This window comes from Nitrosococcus oceani ATCC 19707 (genome assembly GCF_000012805.1).
In the GTDB taxonomy this organism is placed as follows: Bacteria; Pseudomonadota; Gammaproteobacteria; order Nitrosococcales; family Nitrosococcaceae; genus Nitrosococcus; species Nitrosococcus oceani.
In genome coordinates this window covers 2,776,106-2,799,995 of record NC_007484.1, presented here as the reverse complement: position 1 = coordinate 2,799,995, position 23,890 = coordinate 2,776,106, and the positions used below count along the sequence as shown (strand labels likewise).

Below are 23,890 nucleotides of genomic sequence, written 5' to 3'. Positions count from 1 at the left end.
GCTCGTTTTTTCATAGCTTTTTAGAAAATTTTCCTTAATATCAGTTTATCTAGTTCCTTCTAAAATTAAGTTAGGATTTTTTATTATGCCATTTCGATCTCGTTATACTGGCCTTATCGATAAATACCGGGACCGCTTATCGGTCCATGACGACACTCGGGTAATAAGCCTGGGAGAGGGAAATACTCCCCTTATTAGGCTGAATAATATTCCGCGAGTGTTGGGCCGGGAGGTTGATATCTATATTAAGTATGAAGGACTAAACCCGACAAGTTCTTTTAAAGACCGTGGTATGACTATGGCTGTTACGAAGGCCGTCGAGGAGGGTAGCCGGGCTATTATCTGCGCCTCCACCGGTAATACTTCGGCCTCGGCGGCTGCCTATGCGGCACGGGCGGGAATTACTGCATTCGTGCTTATCCCGGAAGGTAAAATCGCCCATGGCAAGCTTGCTCAGGCTATGATGCACGGAGCAATCGTCATCCAAATCAAGGGTAACTTCGATAAAGGCATGCAATTAGTCAAGGAAGTGGCGAATAAAGCGCCCGTGACCATTGTGAACTCTATTAATCCTTACCGTATCCAGGGACAAAAAACGGCGGCCTTCGAGATCATCGAAGAGCTGGAATGTGCCCCGGATTTCCATTGCTTACCGGTGGGCAACGCAGGCAATATCACTGCCCATTGGATGGGCTACAGTGAATATCATGCCCATGGGATCGTCAATACACGGCCCCGCATGTGCGGTTATCAAGCCAGCGGGGCAGCTCCCTTTCTTGAGGGTAAAATGGTGGACCAACCGGAAACGGTTGCTACCGCTATTCGTATTGGCCATCCCCAAAGTTGGGACAAGGCATGGAAAGCACAGGAGGAATCCCAGGGCTGGTTTAGCGCCTGCACCGACGAAGAAATCCTGGCGGCTCAAAAATTACTTGCGGAAAGAGAAGGTGTATTTTGCGAGCCCGCTTCGGCCGCTGGGTTAGCTGGAGCGATACGGGATATCGAAGCGGGTAAAATACCCAGTGATAGTAAAATCGTTTGCACCCTCACTGGCCACGGTTTAAAGGATCCGGATACCGCCATCGCCCAGAGCAAAGCGCCCCTGGTAGCGGTTGAAGCGAGCCTAGAGTCGGTTCAGGGGGCTATTTTAGATAATTTGGAAAGCTAGCTTCTTGGTCTGGTGCAACTGGGAAACGTCAGTATTTTTAATAGAGGTATAATTAGCTATTCATCGGTTATGATTACTAGGTAATAGGAAGAGTAAAGTGGAAAGTAGCACCACCGCCAGGTGTCTCAGAGAACCATAAATCTCCGTAATGAGCCTTGATAATTGAATGGCTGATGGGAAGCCCCAAGCCCATCCCCTTATTTTTTGTGGAGAAGCGCTGTTTGAAAATTTTATCTTTGGAGAGTGGGTTAATGCCTGGGCCGGTGTCTTGAACTTGGACTTCAACCGTATGTTTTCGGGTTGAAGCTGTTTTAATAGTAATTCTTTTTCTTTCTGTCTCTGTAAGTGCCTCAATCGCATTGCGAACGAGATTAAATATAACTTGTTGAATTTGGATTTTATTAATGTAAAGAGGGGGTAACCGAGGGCTAAGTTCGAAATTAACCGCGATATCACCGTCAGCCGCTTCCCCTAAAGCCAACTGGCTGGCATCGTGAACCGTGGTGTTAAGGCTTTCGTAGGTCCGGCAAAGCTCTCCAGTTCGGGCGAATTCCCGAAGGTGATGGATGATCGAAGCGGCCCGGTCCGCTTCACCGGCAGTTTTATCCATGAGTTCATGAATGGTTTGGAGGGTTGTTGGTTCTTTACCCGCCATAATGATCTGCTGACAAGCTCGTACGTAATTAATAACGGCAGTGATGGGCTGGTTGACTTCATGAGCAAGCGTAGACCCAAATTCACCAAGCGTGCTGAATTGGTTAGCGTGGAGTAAATCGTTTTGCAGCTTACGCATCCGCGCTGCTGCCTTCTTACGCTCGATGGCGACTGCCAAAGTGTTTGCTAGCGACTGTAGAAAGCTAATGTCATTGTTGCTCAGCATCCAGCGCTGGTCCGAGCAAGCCCACAAGATGCCTAGGCAACCATCCTGGCCAGAGAGGGGGAAGCTAATCCCGCTAATGTGCCCATACTGTTCGAATAGAAACGATCCCCTGAACCGCTCATCGGTGCGTAAATCTTCGACAAAAACTACTTCGTCAGAAGCTAAAACGTGATTGATCAGGGGGTCTTGATCAGAGACAGCAGTGGTTTGGCCAACTAGAGAACTCCATCTGCCCGTGGCGGCTCGTAGCAACAAGGTTTTATGATCGGGAAGCAGCTCTAGAATCTTGGCGCATTTGATGATTTTAAGGGTGCGGCCGATCAGGCTGACGGCTTCTCTCATCAGCGCATTAATTTCCTTTCCAGAGAGTACCTGGTGACTGATATGGGACAGCGCCATGAGCTGTTTGGCCTGATTCTCTAGTTCTTTTTCGGCCCGCTTGCGTTCGGACATTTCATGCCATTGCCGTAGGGCGCGTTCAACCACATGGGATAGGTCGTTGAAAGCGGCTTCGGATTTTACAACATAGTCTAGTGCTCCCGCTTTCATGGCTTTTACCGCTATTTTCTCATCCCCGTAACTGGTCGTCACGATGATAGGAAAAGAGGGAACGCCGGTTTCTGCTGTCAGAAGATCAATGCCGCTGCCATCCGGTAAGCGGATATCGATAATGGCAAGATCGGGGACAGCCGTACGGAGGTGCTCACGAGCTTCCTGGAGGCTGCCTGCAATTGTTACATGAAAGGGTTGCCTGCTTGGGTGTTTCTGTAGCACCCGTTGGATAAGTACCGCGTGGCTCTCCTCATCTTCGACTAGCAGAAGGTGAATGGGCTTTAGAGAGGAAGATTTTTGTTTTGGAGTGGTCAAGTCGCGTACTATTCAGACCAGGGATAATGATTCCAAGCTAACCAATAGAATCCCAAATCTTCCATCATCCGATTGAAGCCTTCAAAATCAACAGGCTTGACTAGATAACTATTAATATGTTTGCTATAAGCCTTGGCCACATCCTGTTCCGCCTTAGAAGTGGTCAGTACCACAACGGGAATATTTTTAATCTCGGGAGAAGAGCGGATAATTTCTAGTATTTCTAGACCATCGATGCGGGGCAGGCGCAGGTCTAGCAGGATAACATGGGGGCGGGGGCTTGTTCTTGGATCGCTATAGATGTCTTGCCGAAACAGGTATTGGAGGGCTTCTTCTCCATGGATGACGTGATGGATACAATTTGCGACGCGATGCGCTTGGAAGCTGCGCATTACAAGCTCTGCATGATCCGGATTATCTTCCACCAGCAGGATATTTAAAATTTCTCCTTTCATATTTAATCGGGAGCTCTTGGAAGAGAAAAATAAAATGTGCTTCCCTGGCCAACCACGCCTGCTGATTGAACCCAGACATGGCCTTTATGGACTTCAATAATACGCTTGACAATGGCTAGTCCAATTCCCGTACCTTCTACACTTTGATGAAGGCTGTCAAATAAATTAAAAATTTTATCATGGTAGCGGGGGTTGATCCCCATGCCATTGTCTCGCACATAGCATAGCAATTTCCCTTCTTCTTCGTAGGCATTGATTTCAATCCGCGGGGCTTTCTGATCGCCCATGAACTTGACGGCATTTTCAATGAGATTCTGCATAACTTCCAGGAGCCGCCTGCGATCGCCAAACAGATGAGGCAAAGTTGGGGCAACCTTGATTTGAACGCCCCCCTTGGTAATAGCGCCTTGGACTAGTTCAATAGCTTCATGGACGAGATCGCTGAGGGAAAATTTTTCGGGCCTATTAAGCAAACGTCCAATACGGGAGAGTTCCAACAAGTCATCAAGTAATAGTTGCATTTTACCCGCTGCTGCTTGAATACGCCCAATGTCTTCTAGTATTTGTTCTTGGTTATGCTGGGTAAAACTTTGCTTCAGCATCCCTGAAAAGCCTTGAATAGTGATTAAAGGACTACGAAGATCATGGGAGACCGTGTAAATAAAGCGTTCCAGTTCGGCGTTTTTCTCCTCTAATTCCTTGAAGTGGTGGCGTTCGGTAATGTCGCGGACTATCCCCGTAAACAAGCGGCGCTCTCCCAAGCGCATCTCGGAAATAGAGATGTCAATGGGAAAAGTGGAGCCATTTTTTCGCATTCCAGTAGTTTCGCGGCTGGCGCCTATAAATTCTCCTTGGCCCGTTTGGAGGTATCTCTCGATGTATCCGGTACCCTGTTCCCGATGGGGGGAGGGCATGAGAATAAGGATATTTTGACCAATCGCTTCCGCCGCCTTGTATCCGAATAGCCGCTCTGCCCCTGGGTTGAATGTTTCAATGATGCCGTTTTCATCAATGACGATGATGCCATCGGTAGCTGTATTCAAGATAGCTTGTAAGCGGGCCTTGCTTTCCCAGGCCAGCGCTTGGTATTGGGACGGGGCTTCTTCAGCCGATCTCTGCGGGGTGATATCCTGAATGATAGAAAGTACATAGAGGCCCGTTGAGGTTTCCAAGGGAATGAGGCTAACCTCTAGTGGAAATTCAGTGCCATTTTTATGTAGCCCCAGGGGCTTTAAGGTATCGCTTAACCCTTGATGGGTGCCGTGAAGGTGGGAAGAGGCAATATAATCAGCGTGATATGTTTTATGCTGTAGTCGAAAACGCTTGGGGATAAGATCCTCAATAGTAAGCCCGAGCAGCTCTTTGCCAGTATAGCCAAAGCATTTCTCCAGCGCAGTATTGGAAAAAACGATCTGGCCTTTGTGATCCGAAATCAGTAAAGCGTTAGAGGCAGATTCCAATAGGTGTTTAAAGCTTTCTACTCTCAATAACCGGCTTAACATAGTTCGGTGAGATAATGGCTTATAAGGCTGTTTGCGAAATGTACCACGCTTATGACTATTATAATAGCGTGATTTATTGAGCAAAGCAGTCTAGTATCGATTATGAAAGGGAAAAGCGTTATTGAGGCTAGGTTGTGGGATCTCTAATTTCCTAGCAAAAATCCGCGTAATTTCCCTCCGTTCAATGTGCGGGCGGAGATACAAGGGGGAACTGCGCAGCCGTTCTAGTCCGGTGTTGTCTGCCCATTCACGTAATGCCTTGAGCGTTTCAAGGGCGGCGCCCCCCTGCGCTGCAAGTAAAGTATGACCGCGACCACAGCGCCGCACTTTTACTCAAGCGGGGGAGGTGGGTATTCAGGAAACGGACGCGCCGGGACGATGTGGACTTCAAGTTGTTGACCAACACCACTGATGGACATTGGCGCGGCGCTGAACATTCAGCACCAAGGAATTTTGAAGTTGAAGGCGGAAGGGCTATCTGTGCTCATGGAGGCTTACGTAAATCCGGTAGGTCGCCGGTGGTTGCCTAGGAAGTGGGAAGCGCCGTCCGAGTGGCGGAGTGCAGTTACTCAAGATAACGTTTGGTAAGGGGTTCATAGGCGTCAATCCGGCGATCCCGCAGGTAGGGCCAAATTCGGCGCAGGGTTTCGGTGCGTTGGAAGTCGATTTCTGCCACTAATACTACCGCCTCATCCCTTGGTCCCACGGCGAGCAACTCGCCTTGAGGTCCGGCGATAAAACTGCTGCCCCAAAACTGGATGCCTGGCGTCTGTTGGCTGGGGTCAGGCTCCAGGCCAATTCGGTTGCTGGCGAGAAGAGGCAAGCTATTAGCAATGGCATGGCCCCGTTGTATCGTGATCCAGGCTTCCTGCTGGCGGGATTTTTCTGCTTCATCATCGTGCGAGTCCCAGCCAATAGCACTGGGGTAAAGCAGTAATTCCGCCCCAGCTAAGGCCATTAGCCGGGCCGCCTCGGGATACCATTGATCCCAGCAAACCAAGACTCCAAGGCGTCCAACGGAAGTGTCAATGGGGGTAAATCCTAGATCGCCAGGGGTAAAATAAAATTTTTCATAAAAGCCGGGGTCATCAGGAATGTGCATCTTGCGATAACGCCCCGCCATGCGGCCATCGGCCTCCAAAACCACCGCTGTGTTATGGTAAATGCCCGGTGCCCGGCGCTCGAATAGGGAAATGACAAGGACCACCCCAAGCTCTGCAGCCAGAGCGCCAAAAACTTCCGTTGAAGGGCCAGGGATAGGCTCTGCCAGATCAAAATACCGGGTATTCTCGGTCTGGCAAAAGTAAGGTCCGGTATGGAGTTCTGGCAATAGAATCAGCTTTGCGCCTTGTGCCGCCGCCTCTCGAATCCCTCGGATGCTATGGCCGATATTTGCTTGACGCTGCTGGCTACAGACTTGTTGAACGATGGCGACTTTCAATGGCATATATCCGATAGCGATATAAAAATCCCGAGTTCAATAGGGTGTCCGAGTTATAGGATACCTGCGGGTAGTTGCATGGTAATGCAATGGAGGCTGCCATATTGCTGAATGAGCGGGAGACAGTCAATACCAACCACTTGCCGATCCGGGAAACAGGTTTGGAGAATGGAGAGGGCTTGGGTATCGGCGGAATCTCGATAGGTCGGCGCCAATACCGCTCCATTAATAATAAGAAAATTGGCGTAGCTTGCCGGTAGCCGCTCTCCGTTGGCACTAACTTTAGGAGCCGGCCAGGGCAAAGGCACTAAACGGTAGGGGATGCCTCCAAGGGTTTGCAGAAGCCGTAGCTCTTCCGCCATGGTTTGCAGTTCCAGGTACTGCTCATCCTTTGGATCATCACAGGCTACATAGCATATTGTCTGGGGGTTGCAAAAACGGGCCAGGGTATCAATATGACCATCAGTATCATCCCCGCTGAGTTGGCCATGGCGCAGCCATAGTATTCGCTCAACCCCTAACCACTGCTTGAGTTGTGTTTCTATGGCTGCTTGGCCAAGGCCGCGGTTGCGGGTCCCAGATAATAAACAACGCGTAGTGGTAAGAAGGCTGCCTGCGCCATCAACTTCGATGCTTCCTCCCTCGAGAGTGAGTTGCGAGCGTTTTAAGGGAACAGCACCAAAAACACCTTGCCCATGTAGCCGCGCAGTCACCTCATTATCCAGGTTAGCCTCATATTTACCGCCCCAGCCATTAAATACAAAATCGAGCAGTTGGAGTTGCCCTTCCAAACCCAGGCAACCCAGAGGGCCATAGTCTCGGACCCAGGTATCATTGAATGGGACCACATGCAGCGATAGGGAAGCCGGATTTATATTTTGCTGTGCTAACTGATTTTTTACCTGAGCTAAGTGATTCGGGCAGTGGCAAACAACGAGCAATTTTTCCCGGTGGGCAATTTCTCGGGCAATGTTTAGGTACACCGTTTCGATTTCCTTAAGCCAAGGTCCCCAATCGCTTTCCGCGGTAGGCCAGGCAAGCATGACTCCACTTTGGGACGCCCACTCTGGAGGTAAGGTATATCTTTTCTCTGCTAATGGAGGAGGTTGTTTGCCGTCTGCTGCCATGGCCTAGGGTAAAGGGGAGGTAAAGAGAACGGGTACCCACCAATAACTAACCCCGGTGATGATTATCATACTCGCTAAGTTAAGGTAAAATCCTGCCCGTGCCATCTGGGGAATACTCACCAGGCCGGTGCCAAAGACAATGGCATTGGGGGGCGTGGCTACCGGCATCATAAAGGCGCAACTGACCGCTAGGGTAACAGGGATCAAGAGTTGCAATGGTGGCTGGCCTAAGCTTAAGGCGACGGAGCCAAGGATAGGGAGAAATATGGAGGTCGTGGCCGTATTACTGGTCAGTTCAGTAAGGAATATCACGACTGCTACGATACCCAGCAATATTAGCCAAGCGGGCAGGCCGGAGAGTAGGGTAAGGTTTCCGCCAAGCCAGCTGGCAAGGCCCGTATTGTTGATACTGGCAGCTAGACTGAGTCCTCCTCCAAATAGTAATAAGGTACCCCAGGGCAATTGCTCCGCAGTCTTCCAATCCATGAGAAAACGCCCCCGCCGCCAATCGAGGGGAATAAGGAACAGGAGCATGGCGCCAAAGAGAGCGATCCCTGGATCATTAAGAGCCACGTTAGGTGCGAGGGTTGCTATTAGGGGGCGTAGCAACCAAAGTATAGCGACTAAGGCAAAAACCATGGTGACTCTTCGTTCAGCCCGAGATACAGGACCAAGCTGCCTTAGAGCTTGGCGCATCGGGACCCGCTGGTCGCCATGTTCCCTGTGAAAACCAGAAAATACGACTTGGGTAAGCATGAACCAGGCAAAGACGAGGAGAACCAACAAAAAAGGTGCGGCGAGCAGCATCCATTCTGCAAACCCTAATTCAAAGCCGTAGGTTTCCAAGACAAAGCCTGCTAGTAACGCGTTCGGCACCGTCCCTACCAGCGTTCCCAAGCCTCCTATGCTGGCGCTGTAGGCAATGCCTAGCAGCAGGGCTACTGCAAAGGGAGAAGATAGGGGGGCAGCCGCTTTCGTGCCTCGAAGTCCTTCGATCACGGAGCAGGCGATGGGCAGCATGAGCATGGTGGTGGCGGTATTGCTAATCCAGAGACTGAGAAAAGCGCTGACAACCATGAAGCCGCCCAGGGTAGCTGCAGGTGAGATCCCCATACAGCTGAGAATACAATAAGCAAGACGCCGATGCAGGCCGCAGCGCTCTATTGCTAATGCAATGATGAAACCTCCCATAAACAAAAAGATAAGTGGATTGGCATAAGGAATTGCCGTTTCTTGGATATCGGCAATGCCGAGCAGAGGAAAAAGAACCAGAGGCAGGAGGGCGGTAACGGGAATGGGTAAGGCTTCTGTAATCCACCAGATAGCCATTAGCAAAGTAATGGCGGCGGTTTGCCAAGCGGCAATATCCAGGCCGGTGGGGGGCGATAGCGTTAGGAGAGAAATCATCACTAAGGGACCAAGGATAAATCCAAGGTATTGGCGGCGATGGGCAAGGGGGGTAGTGGCAGTTTCAGGCATTCGATCCAGGCACTATTTTTTTTATCCTAGTTCTTTTAGCTAGTGCCCATTGATGGGCGATAGCCTTGACTAAGTGTATCTTTTTGCCCGAATATTGTCCTCCTATATTCAGAGAATAATATTTAGCTTATCGTCGGTTTTGGTGAATCCTGTTGCCAACCAGGCGATAAGCTGCTAATTATCACCTGGTTGGCGCTACGCTTAGCTAGTAAAAAAGCTGAATGCAGTACAGAGAATTAAAATAAAAATAAGAAAGCGCGGGGTCTGAGCTAACCATTGGATTGCCTACCTGCCCATTTGGGATCGTTAGCCATCCACTAGGCAGTTAAAATATTATGGAGAAAGGAGTTCCTCAAGCAACTGTATTTGTTGATGATGATGATGAGGGGGTGCGAGATTCTCTGCGCTGGGTTATCGAATCAGCAGGGTTTAAGGTCAAAGTTTATGCTTCGGCAGGGGAGTTTTTGGAGAAATGGGAGCCCAGCCAGCCAGGTTGCCTGGTGCTTGATGTCAGGATGCCTGAAATAAGCGGATTACAGCTGCAGAAATTACTTTCTAAAAAAAATAACCTATTGCCCATTATTTTTATTTCCGCCCATGGGAGTGTACCGGATGCGGTGAGTGCATTGCATGATGGGGCGGTCGATTTTCTTGTGAAACCTTTCGATAATCAGATCCTGATAGAGCGAATTCAAAGCAGCCTTGATATGGATAGAAGGAAGCGTGAAAGGAGGCAACAGCGAGAGAAGATTGCTCATCGGATGACCCAGTTGACCGCTCGCGAGCGCCAGGTAATGGATCTTATCGTGATGGGGAAAGCGAATAAAGTGGTGGCCATGGAGCTGGGAATCAGTACTAAAACCGTTGAGATCCATCGCTCCCGGGTGATGGAGAAACTGGCGGCCAGAAATCTGGTGGAGCTGATCCATCTAACTCGTTTTTTGCAGAATGGAGACGACTAAGCGTATCTTATGGTAGAAACAGTTGTAATAGCTCGTTGAGCAAAGAGAAGCCTTTTTCCGTCGGGCGGATATGCCGAAAATCCCACTCTATCAGCTTCAACGCCTCTGCTTGATGTAATGTTTTTTCCACTACACTAATAGGAAGGCCCACCCGTTCTTGAAATAGACGACTGGGAATCCCTCCATTTAAGCGCAGGGCATTAAGCATAAATTCGAAGGCCGCCTCTTGGGGAGAGGGATTCGTTTCTCCTCCTATGCCTTCCGGGGTGCCTGCTTTGGCTAGGTAGCTTGTAGGATGTTTTATTTTCCATATTCGAGTAATGTGGTTTTCCATGGCATCGGAAATTTTTCCATGGGCACCAGCACCGATCCCAAGGTAATCCCCAAATCGCCAATAATTCAAGTTATGCTGGCATTGCCGATCGCTTTTGGCAAAAGCAGACACCTCATAGCGGTGATATCCCGCCTGGGCTAAGCGGACTTGGCAATCTGTTTGCCAGCTATTAATTGCTTCTTCATGGGGCAGGGATGGAGGATAGCGATAAAAGTAGGTATTAGGCTCAAGGGTAAGCTGATAATAGGAAATATGGTGGGGGGCGAGACTAATGGCCATGGCCACATCAGCAAGGGCCTGGGTTTCAGTTTGCCCAGGAAGGCCGAACATAAGATCCAAGTTAATATTATTAAACCCGGCGGTATGGGCCGCTGCTATCGCTTGACAGGATTCCTGGGAAGAGTGGATTCGTCCCAGGTGCTTAAGCGCTTCATCGTTAAAACTTTGGACACCCAGGGAGAGGCGGTTGATGCCGATATGATGGAATTCGGTGAAACGCCCCTGTTCTACAGTTCCAGGGTTGGCTTCCAGAGTAATCTCTATTTGGGGGGACCAAGGGAGGCGGGCGCGTATAGCGGAGAGTAGCCGATCGAGGCTTTCCGCAGAAAAAAGGCTAGGTGTTCCGCCGCCCATAAAGATACTGTGGATGCGACGGCCCCAGACTCTAGGCAAATCCTGTTCCAGATCCCGAACTAGAGCGTCGATATAGGCGGTTTCCGGAAATTTTTCTGGCAAGGAATGGGAGTTAAAATCGCAGTAGGGACACTTGCGGACACACCAGGGAAAATGGATATACAGCGCAAGCGGAGGTAAAGCATGGAATTGAAACATGGTTAGACGGGTTTGCTTTAGGCAGTAGTGAAGAAAGTGAGTGGTTGCGCTTAGCCGCTTAACCTTCCTCACGGAGAAGGTTGAGGAGGGCTCTTAAGGCTTTGCCCCGGTGGCTTAGGCGATTCTTTTCCGCAGGCGGCAGCTCCGCCACGGTACAGTGGTGTTCTGGCAGATAAAAAATCGGGTCATACCCAAACCCGCCATTGCCCTGGGGAACGAGAAGAATCTCTCCTTCCCATGTTCCTTGGCAGATGAGCGGCGTGGGGTCTCGCCAGTGGTGCATATGAACGATGACGCACTGATAACGGGCACGGAATTGCTGTTCTGGCGCTTCTTTCAGGCTTTCTAGTAGTTTTTCCAGATTTTCTTGATCGGTGGCCTTCGGACCCGCGTAGCGGGCCGAATGGATTCCTGGTTGCCCACCGAGGGCATCTACTTCCAGGCCAGAGTCGTCAGCAATGGCCGCAAATCCGGTATGTTGGGCCGCATTGCGTGCCTTAAGAAGGGCATTTTCGACAAAACTAAGACCGGTTTCCATAGCATCAGGCACACCGAATGCAGACTGGGAGATGACCTCTATCCTAAGCTCATTTAAAATCTCGCTCATTTCCCGTAACTTACCTTGATTATGACTGGCCAAAACGATTTTTGATGAGGTCATGACTTTAATTCTTGGCCAAGACTTCCGTCTGTTGAGCAAGCAAAGTATTAATACCGCTTTTCGCTAAATCCAGCATGGCTTGTAATTCATTCATCCGAAAAGCATGGCCTTCAGCGGTTCCCTGTATTTCAATAAATGCTCCTGCTTCATTCATGACCACATTCATGTCGGTTTCTGCGGTGGAATCTTCCCGGTAATCCAGATCTAGCACGGGTGTTCCTTCGTAAATACCTACTGATATCGATGCGAGCTGGCCATGAATAGGGCTATGGGTAATGATCCTTTTTTTAAGGCGGTTGTTGATCGCATCTACCAGAGCTACATAGCTGCCTGTGATGGCGGCGGTCCGGGTGCCGCCATCTGCCTGAATGACATCGCAGTCGAGGGTAACAGTGACCTCGCCCAGGGCAGCCAGATCCACCACTGCCCGCAAAGCGCGCCCAATAAAGCGCTGGATTTCTAGGGTACGCCCTCCTTGGCGCCCTTGGGCCGCTTCCCGCCCCATCCGGTTATGGGTGGAGCGGGGTAGCATTCCATATTCAGCGGTAATCCAGCCTCGCCCCGTGCCTTTTAGAAATCGGGGAATCCGATCTTCGACCGAAGCGTTACAGATGACTCGGGTATTGCCAAATTCCACCAATACTGAACCTTCGGCATAGCGAGTGTAGTGGCGGGTAAAGTGGATAGGACGTAATTCGTGTGGAGCGCGGCCGCTTGGTCTCATGATCGATTTCCTTTCCGGATTTTAAAAACCCATCTCACCATGACTCCTAAGAAACAGTCATGGCGGTTTCAAAAACGCCTATTATAACGGGTAGAACTCCATGATGGAGAAATGTGTTTTTGGCAATCAATATTGGTAATTATTATTATTAATATTTGCATTATAGTATATATTAACTATCATTAATCAGACCAAAAGGCAGTGCCTAAGGAGAGCAAATATGTTTAACCCAATGCCTGATGAGATGCCCTTGAAAAAGGCAATCCATCCCCAGGTTGCTTTTTATGGATTGGAAGCCACGATCTGCTATTTGATGACTCGATTTATGACCCGTCCCTGCCCGCATATCGCCCGTGCGATTGTGCATCATTTGCAGCTGCTCGCAGAACATCCAGAAGCTCAAGATGAAGCGGAAAGTAATGAGGTGTATGGGGGCCTTCTGGAGGAATGGCAAGCCATTACCTCAGCCTTATCCCGACAGTCTGATTTTTTTACCCCAGAGATAGATTTTCGTCGTCCAGACGGGGGGAGGTAAAGCCCTTTTAGGGTATTCCGATGTACTCCTGGTGGATGGAGAGGGGATTTTGTCCTTTGGCTTGGTGGGCAAAGAAATCATAATTCATGGAGGGAATTATGGAGGGAATTGGAGTGCGTTTTCAACGATGGGAAGCGCAAAAGCCTTTATCGTCGGGGCTCCCCAAGAGGAAATTCTGTCGGCCTATCGGGTTTCTGTGGACCAGCTCTGCCAAGAATATGGATTTAAGTCGGTAGATGTCATTAGCGTTAAGCCCGATCATCCAGAAAAGCAAGCGCCGTGGGAAAAATTTCTGAGTGAACACACTCACAGCAACTTTGAGGCGTGTTTCTTTGTGGCGGGAAAAGGGTAATTTTATCTTCATGTTCAGGGCAAGGTGTATGCCTTACTATATGAGAGCAAGAGGATTTTCTGAGTGTGCCCGCGGGTTTGCCCCACTGGTTTGATAGAGGCGAGAATCCAAGCCTGACATGCATTCGCTTCTTTACCACGCCAGAGAGGTGGGTCGCCAATTTTACTGGCAATAATATTGCCGACTATTTTCCCCGCCTCGCCCAGTAAATCATGATCCAAGCGGTTATTACCGATATCGAGGGAACCACCACCTCTCTACCTTTGTAAAAGATGTTCTATTTCTCTATGCGCGGGAGCGGGTGGCCGATTTCGTAAGGCAGCAAGCGGAAGATCCGGTAGTAGCCTCCTTGCTTAGGGAGGTGCAGATGGCGGTTCCGGATAAGAAGCTGGATCAGCCGGGAATTGTTAGTCAACTGCTTGCCTGGATGGATGTGGACGCCAAGGTGACAGCGCTGAAATCTCTGCAAGGGCTGTTGTGGGAGGCGGGTTACCAGCGTAGCGATTTTACCGGGCATATTTACCCGGATGCTGGCCCCAATTTGCGGGCCTGGCGGGATTCAGGCACCGGTGCATTATTGATGCCATTGGAGTTCCATCCGAAGATATTCTTTTTCTGTCTGATACAGAGGAAGAACTGAATGCGGCAGCCGTGGTGGGAATGAATACAATATGGTTAGTTCGAAACAAAAAACCAAATCCCAGGGTATCCCACCCTCACCCTCAGGTGCCAGGTTTTAATTCTATTCGAATTTGAAAGATCAGCAAGCGATCCAGCTGTACGTTCCTAAGCTGCCCCGCCAGCTTTTCGTCCCACTAGCATTCTTCCTTGTTTTTCCGCGGAATCTATACTATCTATTTAAGTTAATAGCTTAGTGCATGAGCATTAATCAGGAGGGCTGGTTGGTTATCGCCAATTTTTTTGGGCTGATGGTTCGCATTTCAATCATTCTACTTCATTTTAAAAACCCGTCACTTTTGCGGCGTATTATTGTTATTTTAAAGTGACTTACTGTTGCTTAAAGGTGTTGCCATGGTTAGAAAACAGACTCGATTCCGCTGCGTTGCACAAAGAGGATGGTATTTCCTTACTCGTGAAGGTCAAAAGGGTCCTTTTGATACCAGGCGCGAAGCTGAATTGATGTGTCAGCACTATATTCATGAGATAAGGAACGGCCACCAGGAGGAAAAATCCCAGCGGGGAATAAGAAAATTAGCTTATCTCCCTCAAAGGTAAATACTTATCTATTTTGGCTAAGGAAAAGAAGGGTATCGCAAAGCGCTGGGTAGATTTAGGGAAGGACGGCGTTTTTATCATAAATCGTAACGCCGTCCTAGGTGTAGACTTTAGTTCTTAATATGGACAGTACTTGCCTGAGGACCTAAATCTCCCTCTTCTTCAATGAAATGTACCTCATTGCCAACTTTGAGCTCCTTAAATCCCCCATTCAGGATGCTATTCTTGTGGAAATAAATTTCCCGGCCATCAATGGTTTCAATTTTACCGTAGTCTTGTTCAGGGACGAGCACTGATATACGGCCAGAGGGTGGCGGCTCATGATATTTAACATGGCCCCGTTGCCGTTGGATGTGGCTTTCAAGTTGGCGCTGCGCGGCATTAAAGGCGTCTCGGATGGCAACATATACGTCTTGATGAGCTTGCTTCCCATGATGTTCGCGACTGACTACCAATTCTCCTCCTGGCACTGTCAGGTCGATACGAACATGGTAAAGTTTGCCCTGGTGATGATGCTGGTGGGGAGCTTCGACTACCACTCGGCAGCCCATGATCCGATCGTGAAATTGCTCTAATTTAGCGGCTTTTTTGCGAATTTTGTCCTCTACAGCTAGGGACGGCTCCATATGGCGAAAGCTAATTTGTATAGGTAATTGCATACGGGTGCCTCTCCGACAAAGTTGGCTTCAATTAAGACGTTGAGATGGATAGATTATCCCGCCGTACTGGTCTAGATGGCTTGATTTATAGACTATTCGGCGCATAAACAGAAAGAGTATACAAGTGGAACGTAGTTTGTAGTTTATGGAGGCTGCTCAGGGTTTTTCTCCCGTGCCTCTGGTAGAGGGATAGTGAAATTCTTTGGGATATTTGCTGTGTTGCTGTCATTCTTAAGGGTAATTCTCCGGGAACCACGGTTCCAGCTTTCCGTCTCGATAACTTCCACCATTCCCAGAAGAGAGGATCTGCCTTCTAGGGGAAAGCTGATCATTTTTTATATAATTAGAACTACTTATACAGTATATATTATAGTCATGCCAGTAGAGGAAATAGACTAATTTAAGTATACGGGTCGAAATTTTATTTAGCTATCGGGAAGAAGCCCCCTCGCCGTTTTTTCTTGGTTCGGAGGTTACATTAAAAGCATCAGAATTACTGGTTGTTAGTTAGTACTGTACTGGATTCTGGTTATTTTAACATCTGGAGAGAGGGCCGTTTCCCAGAGGGAGAAGCATGAGAAATTTATAGTATGGAGCGATATGGGTAAATGAAAAATATTCTGCTGTCTCTAATCATATTTTACCGCTATGCCCTTAGCCCCTTCATGGGCAATCATTGTCGCTATTATCCTTCCTGCTCAGTATATACTCAGGAGGCTATCCAGCGTTATGGCGGATTTCGGGGTGGTTGGTTAGGATTGAGGCGCCTTTTACGCTGCCATCCCTTTTGCCCTGGCGGTATTGATCAAGTGCCTGAGATAGCCAAATGGCGATCTAAGTCCTGAGAAGCAAAAAGGCCCATAATAAAACGAGGAAGGAATAGGCTGATGATACATGGGTTGATGGGATTGTTAGGGTTTGGGTGGCTATTCCTTAGCTCAGCATGGAGGGCAGAACCAGCGCTGGAGTTCAAGGGAATTTTGCAACAAGGGAGTTTGGTCATTGGGCAAACGGAACCAGGAACACAAATATTCCTGGATGGGCGCCAGGTGCGAGTCTCCAAAGACGGGAAGTTTTTAATCGGTTTTGGCCGCGATGCCAAGCCCGAGTCGATTCTTAAGCTCGTTACCCCCGATGGCACTTATGAAACCCGAGAACTTAAGGTTGCCCAGCGCCAATATCAAATCCAGCGCATTGAAGGGTTACCCTCCCGAAAAGTAACTCCTCGCACCGAGGATTTGGCGCGTATTCGCCAAGAGGCTGCTCTGGTCAGGAAGGCGCGGGAGCTCGATGATTCGCGCACCGGTTTTCTCAGTGGATTTATCTGGCCCGTGCAAGGTACCATTTCGGGCGTTTATGGGAGTCAGCGAATATTAAATGGACAGCCTCGGCGACCCCATTATGGAATTGATATCGCGGCGCCTATCGGAACGCCCGTGCGAGCCCCAGCGGATGGGTTGGTTACCCTGGTCCATTCTGGTATGTTTTTTTCGGGAGGAACCCTTATTCTCGATCATGGATATGGGCTTTCATCCGCATTTTTGCATTTGCATCGAATCCTGGTAAAAGAAGGCCAACAAATAACCCAAGGAGAAGTCATTGCCGAAGTTGGGGCTACGGGTCGGGTTACCGGCGCTCATCTGGATTGGCGGATCAATCTTTTTCAAACCCGGCTTGATCCTCAGCTCTTAGTTGCGCCGATGCCGACTGGGGCTACGCAGTAATTTGGTTAAATCGCTAAATCTCTTTTGCTGAGAAAAAGGCCAAGAAAAATTAATTGAGCACTGCAGCGGCAAAAACTCCTAATAACCACATTGACTTGGGGTGACCACCACTTCACCGATAGGCTGATGGTTCTTGTCATGGAAAGAGTAGCGGGCGCTAACTCCATTCGCTAGATAGATATTGAAATCAGAGCTATTGCAGGCCAAATCAAGTGCTTTTCGGCTCATTTTTTCTACAAATTTTTGGCTATCGAATTGATCCGAGGAAGCATGTATTTTGATATACTTATAAACTAATTCTCCTTCTCGCCCCTCAACATTGCGAAGCTCCGTGTTTTGGTCAACTTTTCTAGGCAGAGTCTTATTGGTCTGGGCGGCAATGATATCAAGAACGGCCTGAGTGTGTAGCTCTTCCGGGCTGACTTTCTCGCCGTTGGGAAGGGTAATTGTGCTTGAATTTAGCCATTGATTGTTTGCCACGACTATACCCACTGCGAGAATGGGAAGGAAAATCCAAAAATATCTCAGGGATTTTTTCATCTTTTTTTCCTCTCTATAACGATTAGCCATTACTAGGGTGATTTCTAAGTATCCAAAAGTATTATAGATCAAACAGAGGTTGGCATTATGATACCAACTTTAGCGTCATTATTGCTTAAGCTCAGTCTGGAGCATGTTGGAATAATTGAGATAGAATTGGAATTTCCCTAAAGGCTTGAGGGAAAATTTTAGGAATCGCCGCACAACCGATCCAGGGTTCGCTGTTTGAAAAATCGTCTGCTATTTCTCATGTACGTTCTCGAAGTGAGTGCTGAAAACGGTGAAGCCGAGCCACTGCCAGTTTAGCCCCCATGATCTAAAAAGGAGCGGCGCATGCAGATCGAAGCACTAGAGATTGAAAACTACTGCTTGTTCCGTAATGCTAAACTTTCGAAACTGCCTCCCCTTACAATCGTTGGCGGCGACAACGGTTCGGGCAAGTCAATGCTATTCGATGTCCTCAGCTTCCTGAAGGAAGTCCTTAGCCAGAATGTGCTCCAGGCGGTTGCTCGATATGGTAGATGGGTTTCGAGAGCTGGGGAGCTATGGTAAGGGTGGGCTAAAAGGTATTAGGGTGAAGTTCCGTGAGAACGGTGGTCGCTTGGCAGCTTATCAACACGCTGGAAGTGATGCGCCAGCGCGTGTTAGGGGTGAGCAAAGTGAAAGTCAAGTCCACCGAGGGTAAGCGCTCGGATACATCGATCCGAATTGCTTGTCAGGCGTTTGAGTCTTGGTAGCTAGGTGAGCCAGAAGAACTGGCGGATGCCTTTTGCTAACAAGGCGTTGCGTAGCATTAGCAGGCAGGCTGAATTCCGAATTACTGACGCTATACAGCGCCCCGCTACAGGATTAAAGTATCGGGTGCCCGTCGCATGGCTATGTATTTGACTCAGGAACGTAATCAATCAGCTAGCTTCCAGCTATTGTTGGCTGGACTCGAGCGGATCGCTGCGGCGATTATGGAATAATCTAAGGAAGGGGCGAAATAGTCACTATTAGTAACTACGAGCATTTCTGCAAGACGACTCGAATCGGGACTTGTTTCTCAGTCAAAAATCCAGGAATAAAAGCGGACATGTCCTTTTGTTCCTGCTCCTTTAGAGAAAAAGAAGACACTACCCTTTGTTATTGGATAAAATGGCTGTATTCCAAGACCGTTAGAGGGTACGAATCTAGAGGAAATCCTCGCCATATTCCAGCTAGTAACTGGTACGAAGGGCATATTTTGGTATAGGAGAATTAGAAAAATAAGTTTTAATCATATTAATGGGAAGCTGTAAATGAAAAAAATTAAGCGATGGTTGGCCAGAAATGAACTGGCTCGGGGAAAATTGCAAGCCCAAAAAGCGAGAGAAACACTGGATTCTAAAGCAGACGATTTTTTTAAAAATGCTTATAAGAAATTATCTTCGGCTGCTTTGCTGGATTCTGATAATGGAGGAATTCTTCATTATTGGGGCTTAGTGCTGTATGACCAGGCTCAGCGCAAGCAGGGTAGAGAAGCCAAGGAGCTCTATCAGGCGGCAGGGGAAAAATTTGAAAAGGCGCTTAATCTTGAACCGGATAACGCTAAAATCATGAACGATTGGGGGGCGGCCTTAATTGAGCAGGCTAGAAATAAACCCGATAAGCGCGCCGAAAGTTTTTATGAAGAAGCGAAAGAAAAAATTACTGCCGCCGATGCCTTGGAGCCGGGATTGGGCGCCTATAATTTAGCTTGTATTCATAGTTTGCGTAGGGAACAAAAGGCATGCCAAAAATATTTAGAGCAAGCTCATCTAGCGGGTAATCTTCCTTCAATAAAATATCTTAAAGTAGATCAGGATCTGGATAACGTTAAAAGTGAGAAATGGTTTCAAGATTTCCTTGAAAAAATCTCCGAGGAGACAGAGAAAAATCTAGAAATAGAGGAGAAAGAAGTAGAAGCAGAAATACCGCCAAAAAATCAGCCAGAAGGAAAGCGGAAAAATGGCTTTAGCTCTTGGTGGCGCAAACTAAGGCGATCCTAAAATTTATTTGGGAGTCTAAGTTAACGATACATACGGGCACCCCCATCATGAAGTGCCCGTGCTTGTTTAAAGAGAAGTAGGTGAAAAGTTAGGCTATGCTAGACTTATTAGAATGAGAATTAGCATGATGTAAAAGACTAAGAACAAGGAATTAAGCGGTGATTCGCTAGCTTTACGCTTTTTGGGAGCGTGTGATTTCGAGTGCTCAGGTGAGTCAGTATTTGCATATTCGAAGGTGTTGTTGGATTCACTTTTCATGACTATTTACTCCTTATCGTTTCAGCTTGACGTCAGGATAACCATTGAAGCTGAACAGAAACTGAAAAATGAAGTTAAGTACCTGTGAATGGAAGAGGGTAGCGTAGGGCTAGGGGATGCACCCCCCCTCTAGCACCTCAAACAGGCGGGACTGGATACAGGGAGGAAATAATTAATTTTATTGGTGGGCGATACTGGGATTGAACCAGTGACCCCTGCCGTGTGAAGGCAGTGCTCTCCCGCTGAGCTAATCGCCCTAAATCAATCCTGAATTTTACGGCTAGACCCTTTTAGGGTCAATAACTACTTTAAAATTAAAGAGGGAAAAGGTGTCCGATCCACGCTTTGATGCCTTGCAGCAATGGTTGGAGCGGGGGCTTGGCTTAATGAACTACCGCCTGGCACCGGCCTCGGAGGATGCCAGTTTTCGGCGCTACTTTCGGGTATATTACCGTGGGATGAGTCTAATTGTCATGGATGCTCCGCCGGAGCGGGAGGATTGCCGGTCTTTTGTCCATGTTGCCCGTGGGTTTCGCGGCTTGGGGCTGAATGTGCCGGAAGTGCTGGAGCAGGATTTAGAGCGGGGCTTTTTGCTGCTTACCGATTTGGGGGAGCATCAATATCTAAGAGTCTTGAACGCCCGTAATGCCTCAACGCTCTACAGGGATGCCTTAGTGGCTCTGCGGTTGCTTCAGGGAGGGGAGAATGCCCAAGGACTGCATTTACCCCCCTATGACCAGGATTTACTGCTGAAAGAGATGGGATTATTCCAGGAATGGTATTTGGAGCGGCACTTAGGAATCGAGGTGGGGACGACCTTAGAGAAAGTATTTGAACGGCTCGCCGCCTCCGCCCTAGCGCAACCCCAGGTGCCGGTACACCGAGATTACCATTCTCGCAACCTCATGATGACAGAGCAAGCTAATCCGGGGGTTTTAGATTTCCAGGATGCGGTGAAGGGTCCGGTAACCTATGATTTAGTGTCTTTATTGCGGGACTGCTATATTGCCTGGCCCCAAGATAGGGTTCTCGTTTGGCTCTATGATTATCGGCGGCAAGCTGCCCGGGCAGGCATTCCGGTAGGAGCTAGCGAAGCAGAGTTTCTGCGTTGGTTCGACTGGATGGGGGTGCAGCGCCATTTAAAGGCAAGCGGGATCTTTGCCCGTTTGAATGTCCGGGATAAAAAGTCAGGCTATCTTAAGGATATTCCCCGGACTTTGGGTTATATCCGCACTGTAGCCCGCCGGTATGGGGAACTCGCTGAATTGGACGGGGTGTTAAGGGATTTCTCGAATCAGTGAAGTGAACTCACCATGAAGGCTATGATTCTAGCCGCTGGCCGCGGGGAGCGAATGCGGCCGCTGACCGATAATACTCCTAAACCCTTGCTTTGGGCCGGTTCTAAACGCTTGATCGAATATCTCATTGAGTCCTTGGCAGCGGCTGGGTTTATTGATCTCGTGATTAATCATGCCTATTTTGGCCGGCAGATAGAGCAAGCATTAGGGAATGGCGAGCGCTACGGCGTTCAAATCCGTTATTCTCCGGAAGGAGGCCAGGGGTTGGAAACAGGAGGCGGCATTTTCCAGGCGATTCCCTTGCTTGGGAAGGAGCCTTTTCTAGCTGTCAATGGCGATATTTGGACGGACTATCCTTTCACTAGAGTGCGGCGGCAGGTACCGATAGACTTGGCTCACCTAATTTTGGTGGATAATCCGCCTTACTCTCCCCGGGGGGATTTTTCCTTGCAGGGAGAACGAATAGCTGCCGTGGGCGCCAATAAGCTAACGTTTAGTGGCATGGGGGTTTACCGCCCGGAATTGTTTGCCCAATGCCGTCCTGGCCGGTTTCCCTTAGCTCCTTTACTGCGGGAAGCGATGGCCCGGGGCCGGGTGACGGGAGAGTATTATCGGGGGCAGTGGCGCGATATTGGCACCCCAGCCCGTTTACAGCATTTGACCCATTGGTTGCAGAGCTATAAATAGCCAATTTTGTAAGTCCGGTATAGCAAAAGGATTCTGCGATACTTATAATGGCCCGCCTATGAGTAGTTTTTCCAATAAAGCCTTTTGGGCATGGAGGCGGTTTTCAGCTTCATCCCAGACTACGCTTTGGGGACCATCAATGACTTCCGCGCTGACTTCCTCACCCCGGTGAGCGGGGAGACAGTGCATGAAAAGCGCATCCCGTTTGGCCAGGGACATTAGCTCGCCATTGACTTGGTAATCAGCAAGATCTTGAAGTCGGCGGTGTTTTTCTTTTTCTTGCCCCATGCTGGTCCAAACGTCGGTAACGACTAGATCAGCCCCTCTAACCGCCTCCCGCGGTTCTGCTATGATTTGTACTCGCTCCCTAGCCATTTGTAAAATAGCAGGATCAGGCCCATAGCCCGCTGGCGTGGCAATATGTAGCTGAAAATCGAATTGGCAGGCCGCATTAATATAGGATTGGCACATATTATTGCCGTCTCCTATCCAAGCTACAGTCCGACCCTGAATATCTCCCCGATGTTCGAAGTAGGTTTGGATATCTGCCAGCAATTGGCAAGGGTGATAGCTGTCCGTCAGGGCATTGATTACGGGTACCTGAGAGTAGGCGGAGAAATGTTCCAGCATGGAGTGGGAAAAGGTGCGGACCATTAGACAGTCCACCATCCGGGAGAGAACCCGAGCAGTATCCTCTAACGGTTCTCCCCGTCCTAATTGGGTATCTCGAGGTGAAAGGAAAACCGCATTGCCGCCTAGTTGGATCATGCCCACCTCAAAGGAAACACGGGTGCGGGTAGAAGATTTCTCAAATAACATCCCCAATACTTGGTTTTTTAGTGGCTCATAGATTTTTCCTTGCCGCTGCAATGCCTTGAGATCAATAGCTCGGCGCACTAATTGCCTGATTTCATCGGCTGGCAGGTCGAATAAGGTCAAAAAATGCGGTACTGTCATTTCCATCTTCCCAGCTATCCGTTTTTAAGAAACGCTCTGATCAGTTTGTCGATTTTCGTAATAATGATATCGGCTTCCTTATCGCTAATAATTAAAGGGGGAAGCAAACGGATGACATTACCAGCCGTGACATTAATTAGCAGCCTTTCTGCTAAGGCCGCTTGCATTAGCTTACCGCAGGGCCGATCGAGCATAATGCCTAACATTAAACCTTTCCCCCGGATAGCCTGGATCTCCGGCAAATCGCGGAGTGTTTCCCGAAACGCTTCTAGCATTCTCTGGCCTAATTGTTCTGCTCGGGCGGATAGATCCTGCTGCTCGAGAGTTTCTAATACTGTCAAGGCAGTTCGGCAGGCTAGGGGGTTACCGCCACAGGTGGAGCCATGGCTGCCGGGTTGTATTACCTGGGCGGCTTCACCCCGGGCAAGACAAACTCCAATGGGAATACCATTACCTAGGCTTTTAGCCAGGGTTATGACATCTGGCTGTGACTGGCTGTGCTGGAAAGCGAACCAACGGCCGGTACGGCAAAGCCCGGTTTGGACTTCATCAAGCATCAGTAACCAATCCTGAGTATCGCAGATTGTCCGGATCTGATCGAGGTAGGTGTCGTCTGGAACCACGATGCCCCCTTCCCCTTGAATGGGTTCCAGCAGGACAGCAACGACGTCTTGGCGGAGCTGCCCAGGGAGTTGCTCTAGGGCGGACACATCATTATAAGGGACCCGGATAAAATTCTGAACTAAGGGTTCAAAGCCAGCGTGAATCTTGCTATTTCCGGTTGCGCTCAAAGTTGCGAGAGTACGCCCATGGAAGCTGCCCGTCATCACGATAATCTTTGGAGAGTCAATTCCTCGTCTGTGCCCGTAGCGGCGCGCTATTTTGAGGGCGGCTTCATTGGCTTCAGCGCCGGAGTTGGCAAAAAAGGCCCGTTCCATTCCGGCTAGGGTGTTAAGCTGGGTGGCCAAGGCTTCCTGCCAGGGAATACGGTACAAATTAGAGGTATGCAGTAAAAGCCCTGCTTGTTCTCTTATTGTCTGGGTAATGGCGGGGTGGGCATGACCTAGGCCGCAAACCGCAACGCCAGCCAGGGCATCCAGGTATTCATTGCCAGCAGTATCCCACAGGCGAGCACCTTCTCCCCGTTCAAAGGCTATCGGCAGGCGGGCATAGGCAGACATCAACGGCTCGTTCATTACAGCGC

27 protein-coding genes, 1 tRNA gene and 1 pseudogene are annotated in these 23,890 nt (G+C 49.0%); 14 read left to right on the top strand and 15 right to left on the bottom strand.

The features are described from left to right. Positions 1-85 precede the first annotated feature (85 nt). Positions 86-1,168 carry a threonine synthase gene (gene thrC / locus NOC_RS13080; RefSeq protein ID WP_002810298.1) on the top strand — a complete coding sequence of 361 codons (1,083 nt, stop codon included), beginning with the start codon at positions 86-88 and terminating at the stop codon, positions 1,166-1,168. A 76-nt stretch (positions 1,169-1,244) separates the two neighbouring features. Here thrC and NOC_RS13075 read toward each other — a convergent pair whose 3' ends face one another. The 7 genes and pseudogenes from NOC_RS13075 to NOC_RS13050 all read right to left on the bottom strand — a co-directional run bounded on the left by NOC_RS13075 (position 1,245) and on the right by NOC_RS13050 (position 8,919). Next, entirely contained in the window at positions 1,245-2,915 is a 1,671-nt protein-coding gene (locus NOC_RS13075; protein WP_002810183.1) for an ATP-binding protein, read from the bottom strand. Positions 2,916-2,923: 8 nt separating this feature from the next. Beyond that, positions 2,924-3,370: a response regulator gene (locus NOC_RS13070; RefSeq protein WP_002809301.1), complete on the bottom strand. Its 447-nt coding sequence runs from the start codon at positions 3,368-3,370 to the stop codon at positions 2,924-2,926. A gap of 2 nt (positions 3,371-3,372) precedes the next feature. Further along, positions 3,373-4,872, bottom strand: coding sequence for a sensor histidine kinase (locus NOC_RS13065; protein WP_002808992.1), 1,500 nt, complete (start codon positions 4,870-4,872; stop codon positions 3,373-3,375). A 224-nt stretch (positions 4,873-5,096) separates the two neighbouring features. Beyond that, positions 5,097-5,278, bottom strand: a pseudogene (locus NOC_RS16995) (IS200/IS605 family transposase); the annotation flags it as partial. A gap of 159 nt (positions 5,279-5,437) precedes the next feature. Then, complete coding sequence (locus NOC_RS13060) at positions 5,438-6,319, bottom strand: carbon-nitrogen hydrolase (protein ID WP_002811637.1); 882 nt, start codon at positions 6,317-6,319, stop codon at positions 5,438-5,440. Between the two features lie 47 nt (positions 6,320-6,366). Then, positions 6,367-7,440: an agmatine deiminase family protein gene (locus NOC_RS13055; RefSeq protein WP_002808921.1), complete on the bottom strand. Its 1,074-nt coding sequence runs from the start codon at positions 7,438-7,440 to the stop codon at positions 6,367-6,369. Positions 7,441-7,443: 3 nt separating this feature from the next. Then, the gene (locus tag NOC_RS13050) at positions 7,444-8,919 is read right to left on the bottom strand and encodes an SLC13 family permease (RefSeq protein WP_002811068.1); all 1,476 of its coding nucleotides are present in this window, start codon (positions 8,917-8,919) and stop codon (positions 7,444-7,446) included. Positions 8,920-9,254: 335 nt separating this feature from the next. Between NOC_RS13050 and NOC_RS13045 the strand changes: the two genes are divergently transcribed. Continuing rightward, positions 9,255-9,881: a response regulator transcription factor gene (locus NOC_RS13045; protein ID WP_011330968.1), complete on the top strand. Its 627-nt coding sequence runs from the start codon at positions 9,255-9,257 to the stop codon at positions 9,879-9,881. 7 nt (positions 9,882-9,888) lie between these two features. Here the strand turns inward: NOC_RS13045 and hemW are convergent, their stop codons facing one another. The 3 genes from hemW to rph are packed head-to-tail and all read right to left on the bottom strand — an operon-like array spanning position 9,889 to position 12,431. Further along, on the bottom strand, positions 9,889-11,046 hold the full coding sequence (gene hemW, locus NOC_RS13040; RefSeq protein WP_002809605.1) for a radical SAM family heme chaperone HemW: 1,158 nt from the start codon (positions 11,044-11,046) through the stop codon (positions 9,889-9,891). A 58-nt stretch (positions 11,047-11,104) separates the two neighbouring features. Next, complete coding sequence (rdgB, locus tag NOC_RS13035; protein WP_002809471.1) at positions 11,105-11,707, bottom strand: RdgB/HAM1 family non-canonical purine NTP pyrophosphatase; 603 nt, start codon at positions 11,705-11,707, stop codon at positions 11,105-11,107. Between the two features lie 4 nt (positions 11,708-11,711). Then, positions 11,712-12,431, bottom strand: a complete 720-nt coding sequence (gene rph, locus NOC_RS13030; RefSeq protein WP_011330967.1) for a ribonuclease PH — start codon at positions 12,429-12,431, stop codon at positions 11,712-11,714. Positions 12,432-12,651: 220 nt separating this feature from the next. Here rph and NOC_RS13025 point away from each other — a divergent pair, with 220 nt between their 5' ends. The 5 genes from NOC_RS13025 (at position 12,652) to NOC_RS18435 (ending at position 14,554) form a co-directional block, all read left to right on the top strand. Next, the gene (locus tag NOC_RS13025; RefSeq protein WP_011330966.1) at positions 12,652-12,966 is read left to right on the top strand and encodes a hypothetical protein; all 315 of its coding nucleotides are present in this window, start codon (positions 12,652-12,654) and stop codon (positions 12,964-12,966) included. 127 nt (positions 12,967-13,093) lie between these two features. Further along, positions 13,094-13,318, top strand: a complete 225-nt coding sequence (locus tag NOC_RS18440; protein ID WP_256998759.1) for a hypothetical protein — start codon at positions 13,094-13,096, stop codon at positions 13,316-13,318. Positions 13,319-13,383: 65 nt separating this feature from the next. Continuing rightward, positions 13,384-13,527 carry a hypothetical protein gene (locus NOC_RS18495; protein ID WP_002809439.1) on the top strand — a complete coding sequence of 48 codons (144 nt, stop codon included), beginning with the start codon at positions 13,384-13,386 and terminating at the stop codon, positions 13,525-13,527. A 92-nt stretch (positions 13,528-13,619) separates the two neighbouring features. Next, complete coding sequence (locus NOC_RS13015; RefSeq protein ID WP_002808759.1) at positions 13,620-13,958, top strand: hypothetical protein; 339 nt, start codon at positions 13,620-13,622, stop codon at positions 13,956-13,958. Between the two features lie 392 nt (positions 13,959-14,350). Further along, positions 14,351-14,554 (top strand): DUF6316 family protein, encoded by a 204-nt coding sequence (locus NOC_RS18435; RefSeq protein ID WP_081430983.1) that lies wholly within the window; start codon positions 14,351-14,353, stop codon positions 14,552-14,554. A gap of 110 nt (positions 14,555-14,664) precedes the next feature. Here NOC_RS18435 and NOC_RS13010 read toward each other — a convergent pair whose 3' ends face one another. Next, positions 14,665-15,213 carry an HPF/RaiA family ribosome-associated protein gene (locus NOC_RS13010; RefSeq protein ID WP_002811609.1) on the bottom strand — a complete coding sequence of 183 codons (549 nt, stop codon included), beginning with the start codon at positions 15,211-15,213 and terminating at the stop codon, positions 14,665-14,667. Between the two features lie 608 nt (positions 15,214-15,821). On the opposite strand from NOC_RS13010, the gene yidD reads away from it, so the two are divergent. Next, positions 15,822-16,058 carry a membrane protein insertion efficiency factor YidD gene (yidD, locus tag NOC_RS13005; protein ID WP_002810256.1) on the top strand — a complete coding sequence of 79 codons (237 nt, stop codon included), beginning with the start codon at positions 15,822-15,824 and terminating at the stop codon, positions 16,056-16,058. A 42-nt stretch (positions 16,059-16,100) separates the two neighbouring features. Beyond that, entirely contained in the window at positions 16,101-16,937 is an 837-nt protein-coding gene (locus tag NOC_RS13000; RefSeq protein WP_011330965.1) for a M23 family metallopeptidase, read from the top strand. Positions 16,938-17,015: 78 nt separating this feature from the next. On the opposite strand, the gene NOC_RS12995 is transcribed toward NOC_RS13000, so the two are convergent. Next, entirely contained in the window at positions 17,016-17,549 is a 534-nt protein-coding gene (locus NOC_RS12995) for a hypothetical protein (RefSeq protein ID WP_002809540.1), read from the bottom strand. A gap of 261 nt (positions 17,550-17,810) precedes the next feature. Between NOC_RS12995 and NOC_RS12990 the strand changes: the two genes are divergently transcribed. The 3 genes from NOC_RS12990 (at position 17,811) to NOC_RS12985 (ending at position 19,486) form a co-directional block, all read left to right on the top strand. Then, on the top strand, positions 17,811-18,029 hold the full coding sequence (locus NOC_RS12990) for an AAA family ATPase (RefSeq protein ID WP_002811564.1): 219 nt from the start codon (positions 17,811-17,813) through the stop codon (positions 18,027-18,029). Between the two features lie 32 nt (positions 18,030-18,061). Beyond that, a complete protein-coding gene (locus NOC_RS17550) occupies positions 18,062-18,214 on the top strand; it encodes a hypothetical protein (protein ID WP_155814716.1) in 153 nt (50 codons plus the stop codon). 543 nt (positions 18,215-18,757) lie between these two features. Then, positions 18,758-19,486 carry a TPR end-of-group domain-containing protein gene (locus NOC_RS12985; protein WP_002810138.1) on the top strand — a complete coding sequence of 243 codons (729 nt, stop codon included), beginning with the start codon at positions 18,758-18,760 and terminating at the stop codon, positions 19,484-19,486. A gap of 440 nt (positions 19,487-19,926) precedes the next feature. Here the strand turns inward: NOC_RS12985 and NOC_RS12980 are convergent. Then, positions 19,927-20,001 (bottom strand) — tRNA-Val (locus NOC_RS12980). Positions 20,002-20,073: 72 nt separating this feature from the next. Between NOC_RS12980 and NOC_RS12975 the strand changes: the two genes are divergently transcribed. Both NOC_RS12975 and murU read left to right on the top strand, forming a co-directional pair. Continuing rightward, on the top strand, positions 20,074-21,045 hold the full coding sequence (locus tag NOC_RS12975; protein ID WP_002809713.1) for an aminoglycoside phosphotransferase family protein: 972 nt from the start codon (positions 20,074-20,076) through the stop codon (positions 21,043-21,045). 12 nt (positions 21,046-21,057) lie between these two features. Continuing rightward, a complete protein-coding gene (murU, locus tag NOC_RS12970) occupies positions 21,058-21,729 on the top strand; it encodes an N-acetylmuramate alpha-1-phosphate uridylyltransferase MurU (protein WP_002811518.1) in 672 nt (223 codons plus the stop codon). 42 nt (positions 21,730-21,771) lie between these two features. Here murU and argF read toward each other — a convergent pair whose 3' ends face one another. Together argF and NOC_RS12960 are read right to left on the bottom strand one after the other, a co-directional pair. Beyond that, the gene (argF, locus tag NOC_RS12965; protein WP_011330963.1) at positions 21,772-22,686 is read right to left on the bottom strand and encodes an ornithine carbamoyltransferase; all 915 of its coding nucleotides are present in this window, start codon (positions 22,684-22,686) and stop codon (positions 21,772-21,774) included. 14 nt (positions 22,687-22,700) lie between these two features. Continuing rightward, positions 22,701-23,882 (bottom strand): aspartate aminotransferase family protein, encoded by a 1,182-nt coding sequence (locus NOC_RS12960; RefSeq protein WP_011330962.1) that lies wholly within the window; start codon positions 23,880-23,882, stop codon positions 22,701-22,703. Between the last annotated feature and the right edge of the window lie 8 nt (positions 23,883-23,890).

Bases quoted from the DNA above. Each gene is read 5' to 3' on its own strand.
- thrC (WP_002810298.1), top strand. From the start codon at position 86: ATGCCATTTCGATCTCGTTATACTGGCCTTATCGATAAATACCGGGAC.
- NOC_RS13070 (WP_002809301.1), bottom strand. From the start codon at position 3,370: ATGAAAGGAGAAATTTTAAATATCCTGCTGGTGGAAGATAATCCGGAT.
- NOC_RS13065 (WP_002808992.1), bottom strand. From the start codon at position 4,872: ATGTTAAGCCGGTTATTGAGAGTAGAAAGCTTTAAACACCTATTGGAA.
- NOC_RS13060 (WP_002811637.1), bottom strand. From the start codon at position 6,319: ATGCCATTGAAAGTCGCCATCGTTCAACAAGTCTGTAGCCAGCAGCGT.
- NOC_RS13055 (WP_002808921.1), bottom strand. From the start codon at position 7,440: ATGGCAGCAGACGGCAAACAACCTCCTCCATTAGCAGAGAAAAGATAT.
- NOC_RS13050 (WP_002811068.1), bottom strand. From the start codon at position 8,919: ATGCCTGAAACTGCCACTACCCCCCTTGCCCATCGCCGCCAATACCTT.
- NOC_RS13045 (WP_011330968.1), top strand. From the start codon at position 9,255: ATGGAGAAAGGAGTTCCTCAAGCAACTGTATTTGTTGATGATGATGAT.
- hemW (WP_002809605.1), bottom strand. From the start codon at position 11,046: ATGTTTCAATTCCATGCTTTACCTCCGCTTGCGCTGTATATCCATTTT.
- rdgB (WP_002809471.1), bottom strand. From the start codon at position 11,707: ATGACCTCATCAAAAATCGTTTTGGCCAGTCATAATCAAGGTAAGTTA.
- rph (WP_011330967.1), bottom strand. From the start codon at position 12,431: ATGAGACCAAGCGGCCGCGCTCCACACGAATTACGTCCTATCCACTTT.
- NOC_RS13025 (WP_011330966.1), top strand. From the start codon at position 12,652: ATGTTTAACCCAATGCCTGATGAGATGCCCTTGAAAAAGGCAATCCAT.
- NOC_RS18440 (WP_256998759.1), top strand. From the start codon at position 13,094: ATGGGAAGCGCAAAAGCCTTTATCGTCGGGGCTCCCCAAGAGGAAATT.
- NOC_RS18435 (WP_081430983.1), top strand. From the start codon at position 14,351: ATGGTTAGAAAACAGACTCGATTCCGCTGCGTTGCACAAAGAGGATGG.
- NOC_RS13010 (WP_002811609.1), bottom strand. From the start codon at position 15,213: ATGCAATTACCTATACAAATTAGCTTTCGCCATATGGAGCCGTCCCTA.
- yidD (WP_002810256.1), top strand. From the start codon at position 15,822: ATGAAAAATATTCTGCTGTCTCTAATCATATTTTACCGCTATGCCCTT.
- NOC_RS13000 (WP_011330965.1), top strand. From the start codon at position 16,101: ATGATACATGGGTTGATGGGATTGTTAGGGTTTGGGTGGCTATTCCTT.
- NOC_RS12990 (WP_002811564.1), top strand. From the start codon at position 17,811: ATGCAGATCGAAGCACTAGAGATTGAAAACTACTGCTTGTTCCGTAAT.
- NOC_RS12985 (WP_002810138.1), top strand. From the start codon at position 18,758: ATGAAAAAAATTAAGCGATGGTTGGCCAGAAATGAACTGGCTCGGGGA.
- murU (WP_002811518.1), top strand. From the start codon at position 21,058: ATGAAGGCTATGATTCTAGCCGCTGGCCGCGGGGAGCGAATGCGGCCG.
- argF (WP_011330963.1), bottom strand. From the start codon at position 22,686: ATGACAGTACCGCATTTTTTGACCTTATTCGACCTGCCAGCCGATGAA.
- NOC_RS12960 (WP_011330962.1), bottom strand. From the start codon at position 23,882: ATGAACGAGCCGTTGATGTCTGCCTATGCCCGCCTGCCGATAGCCTTT.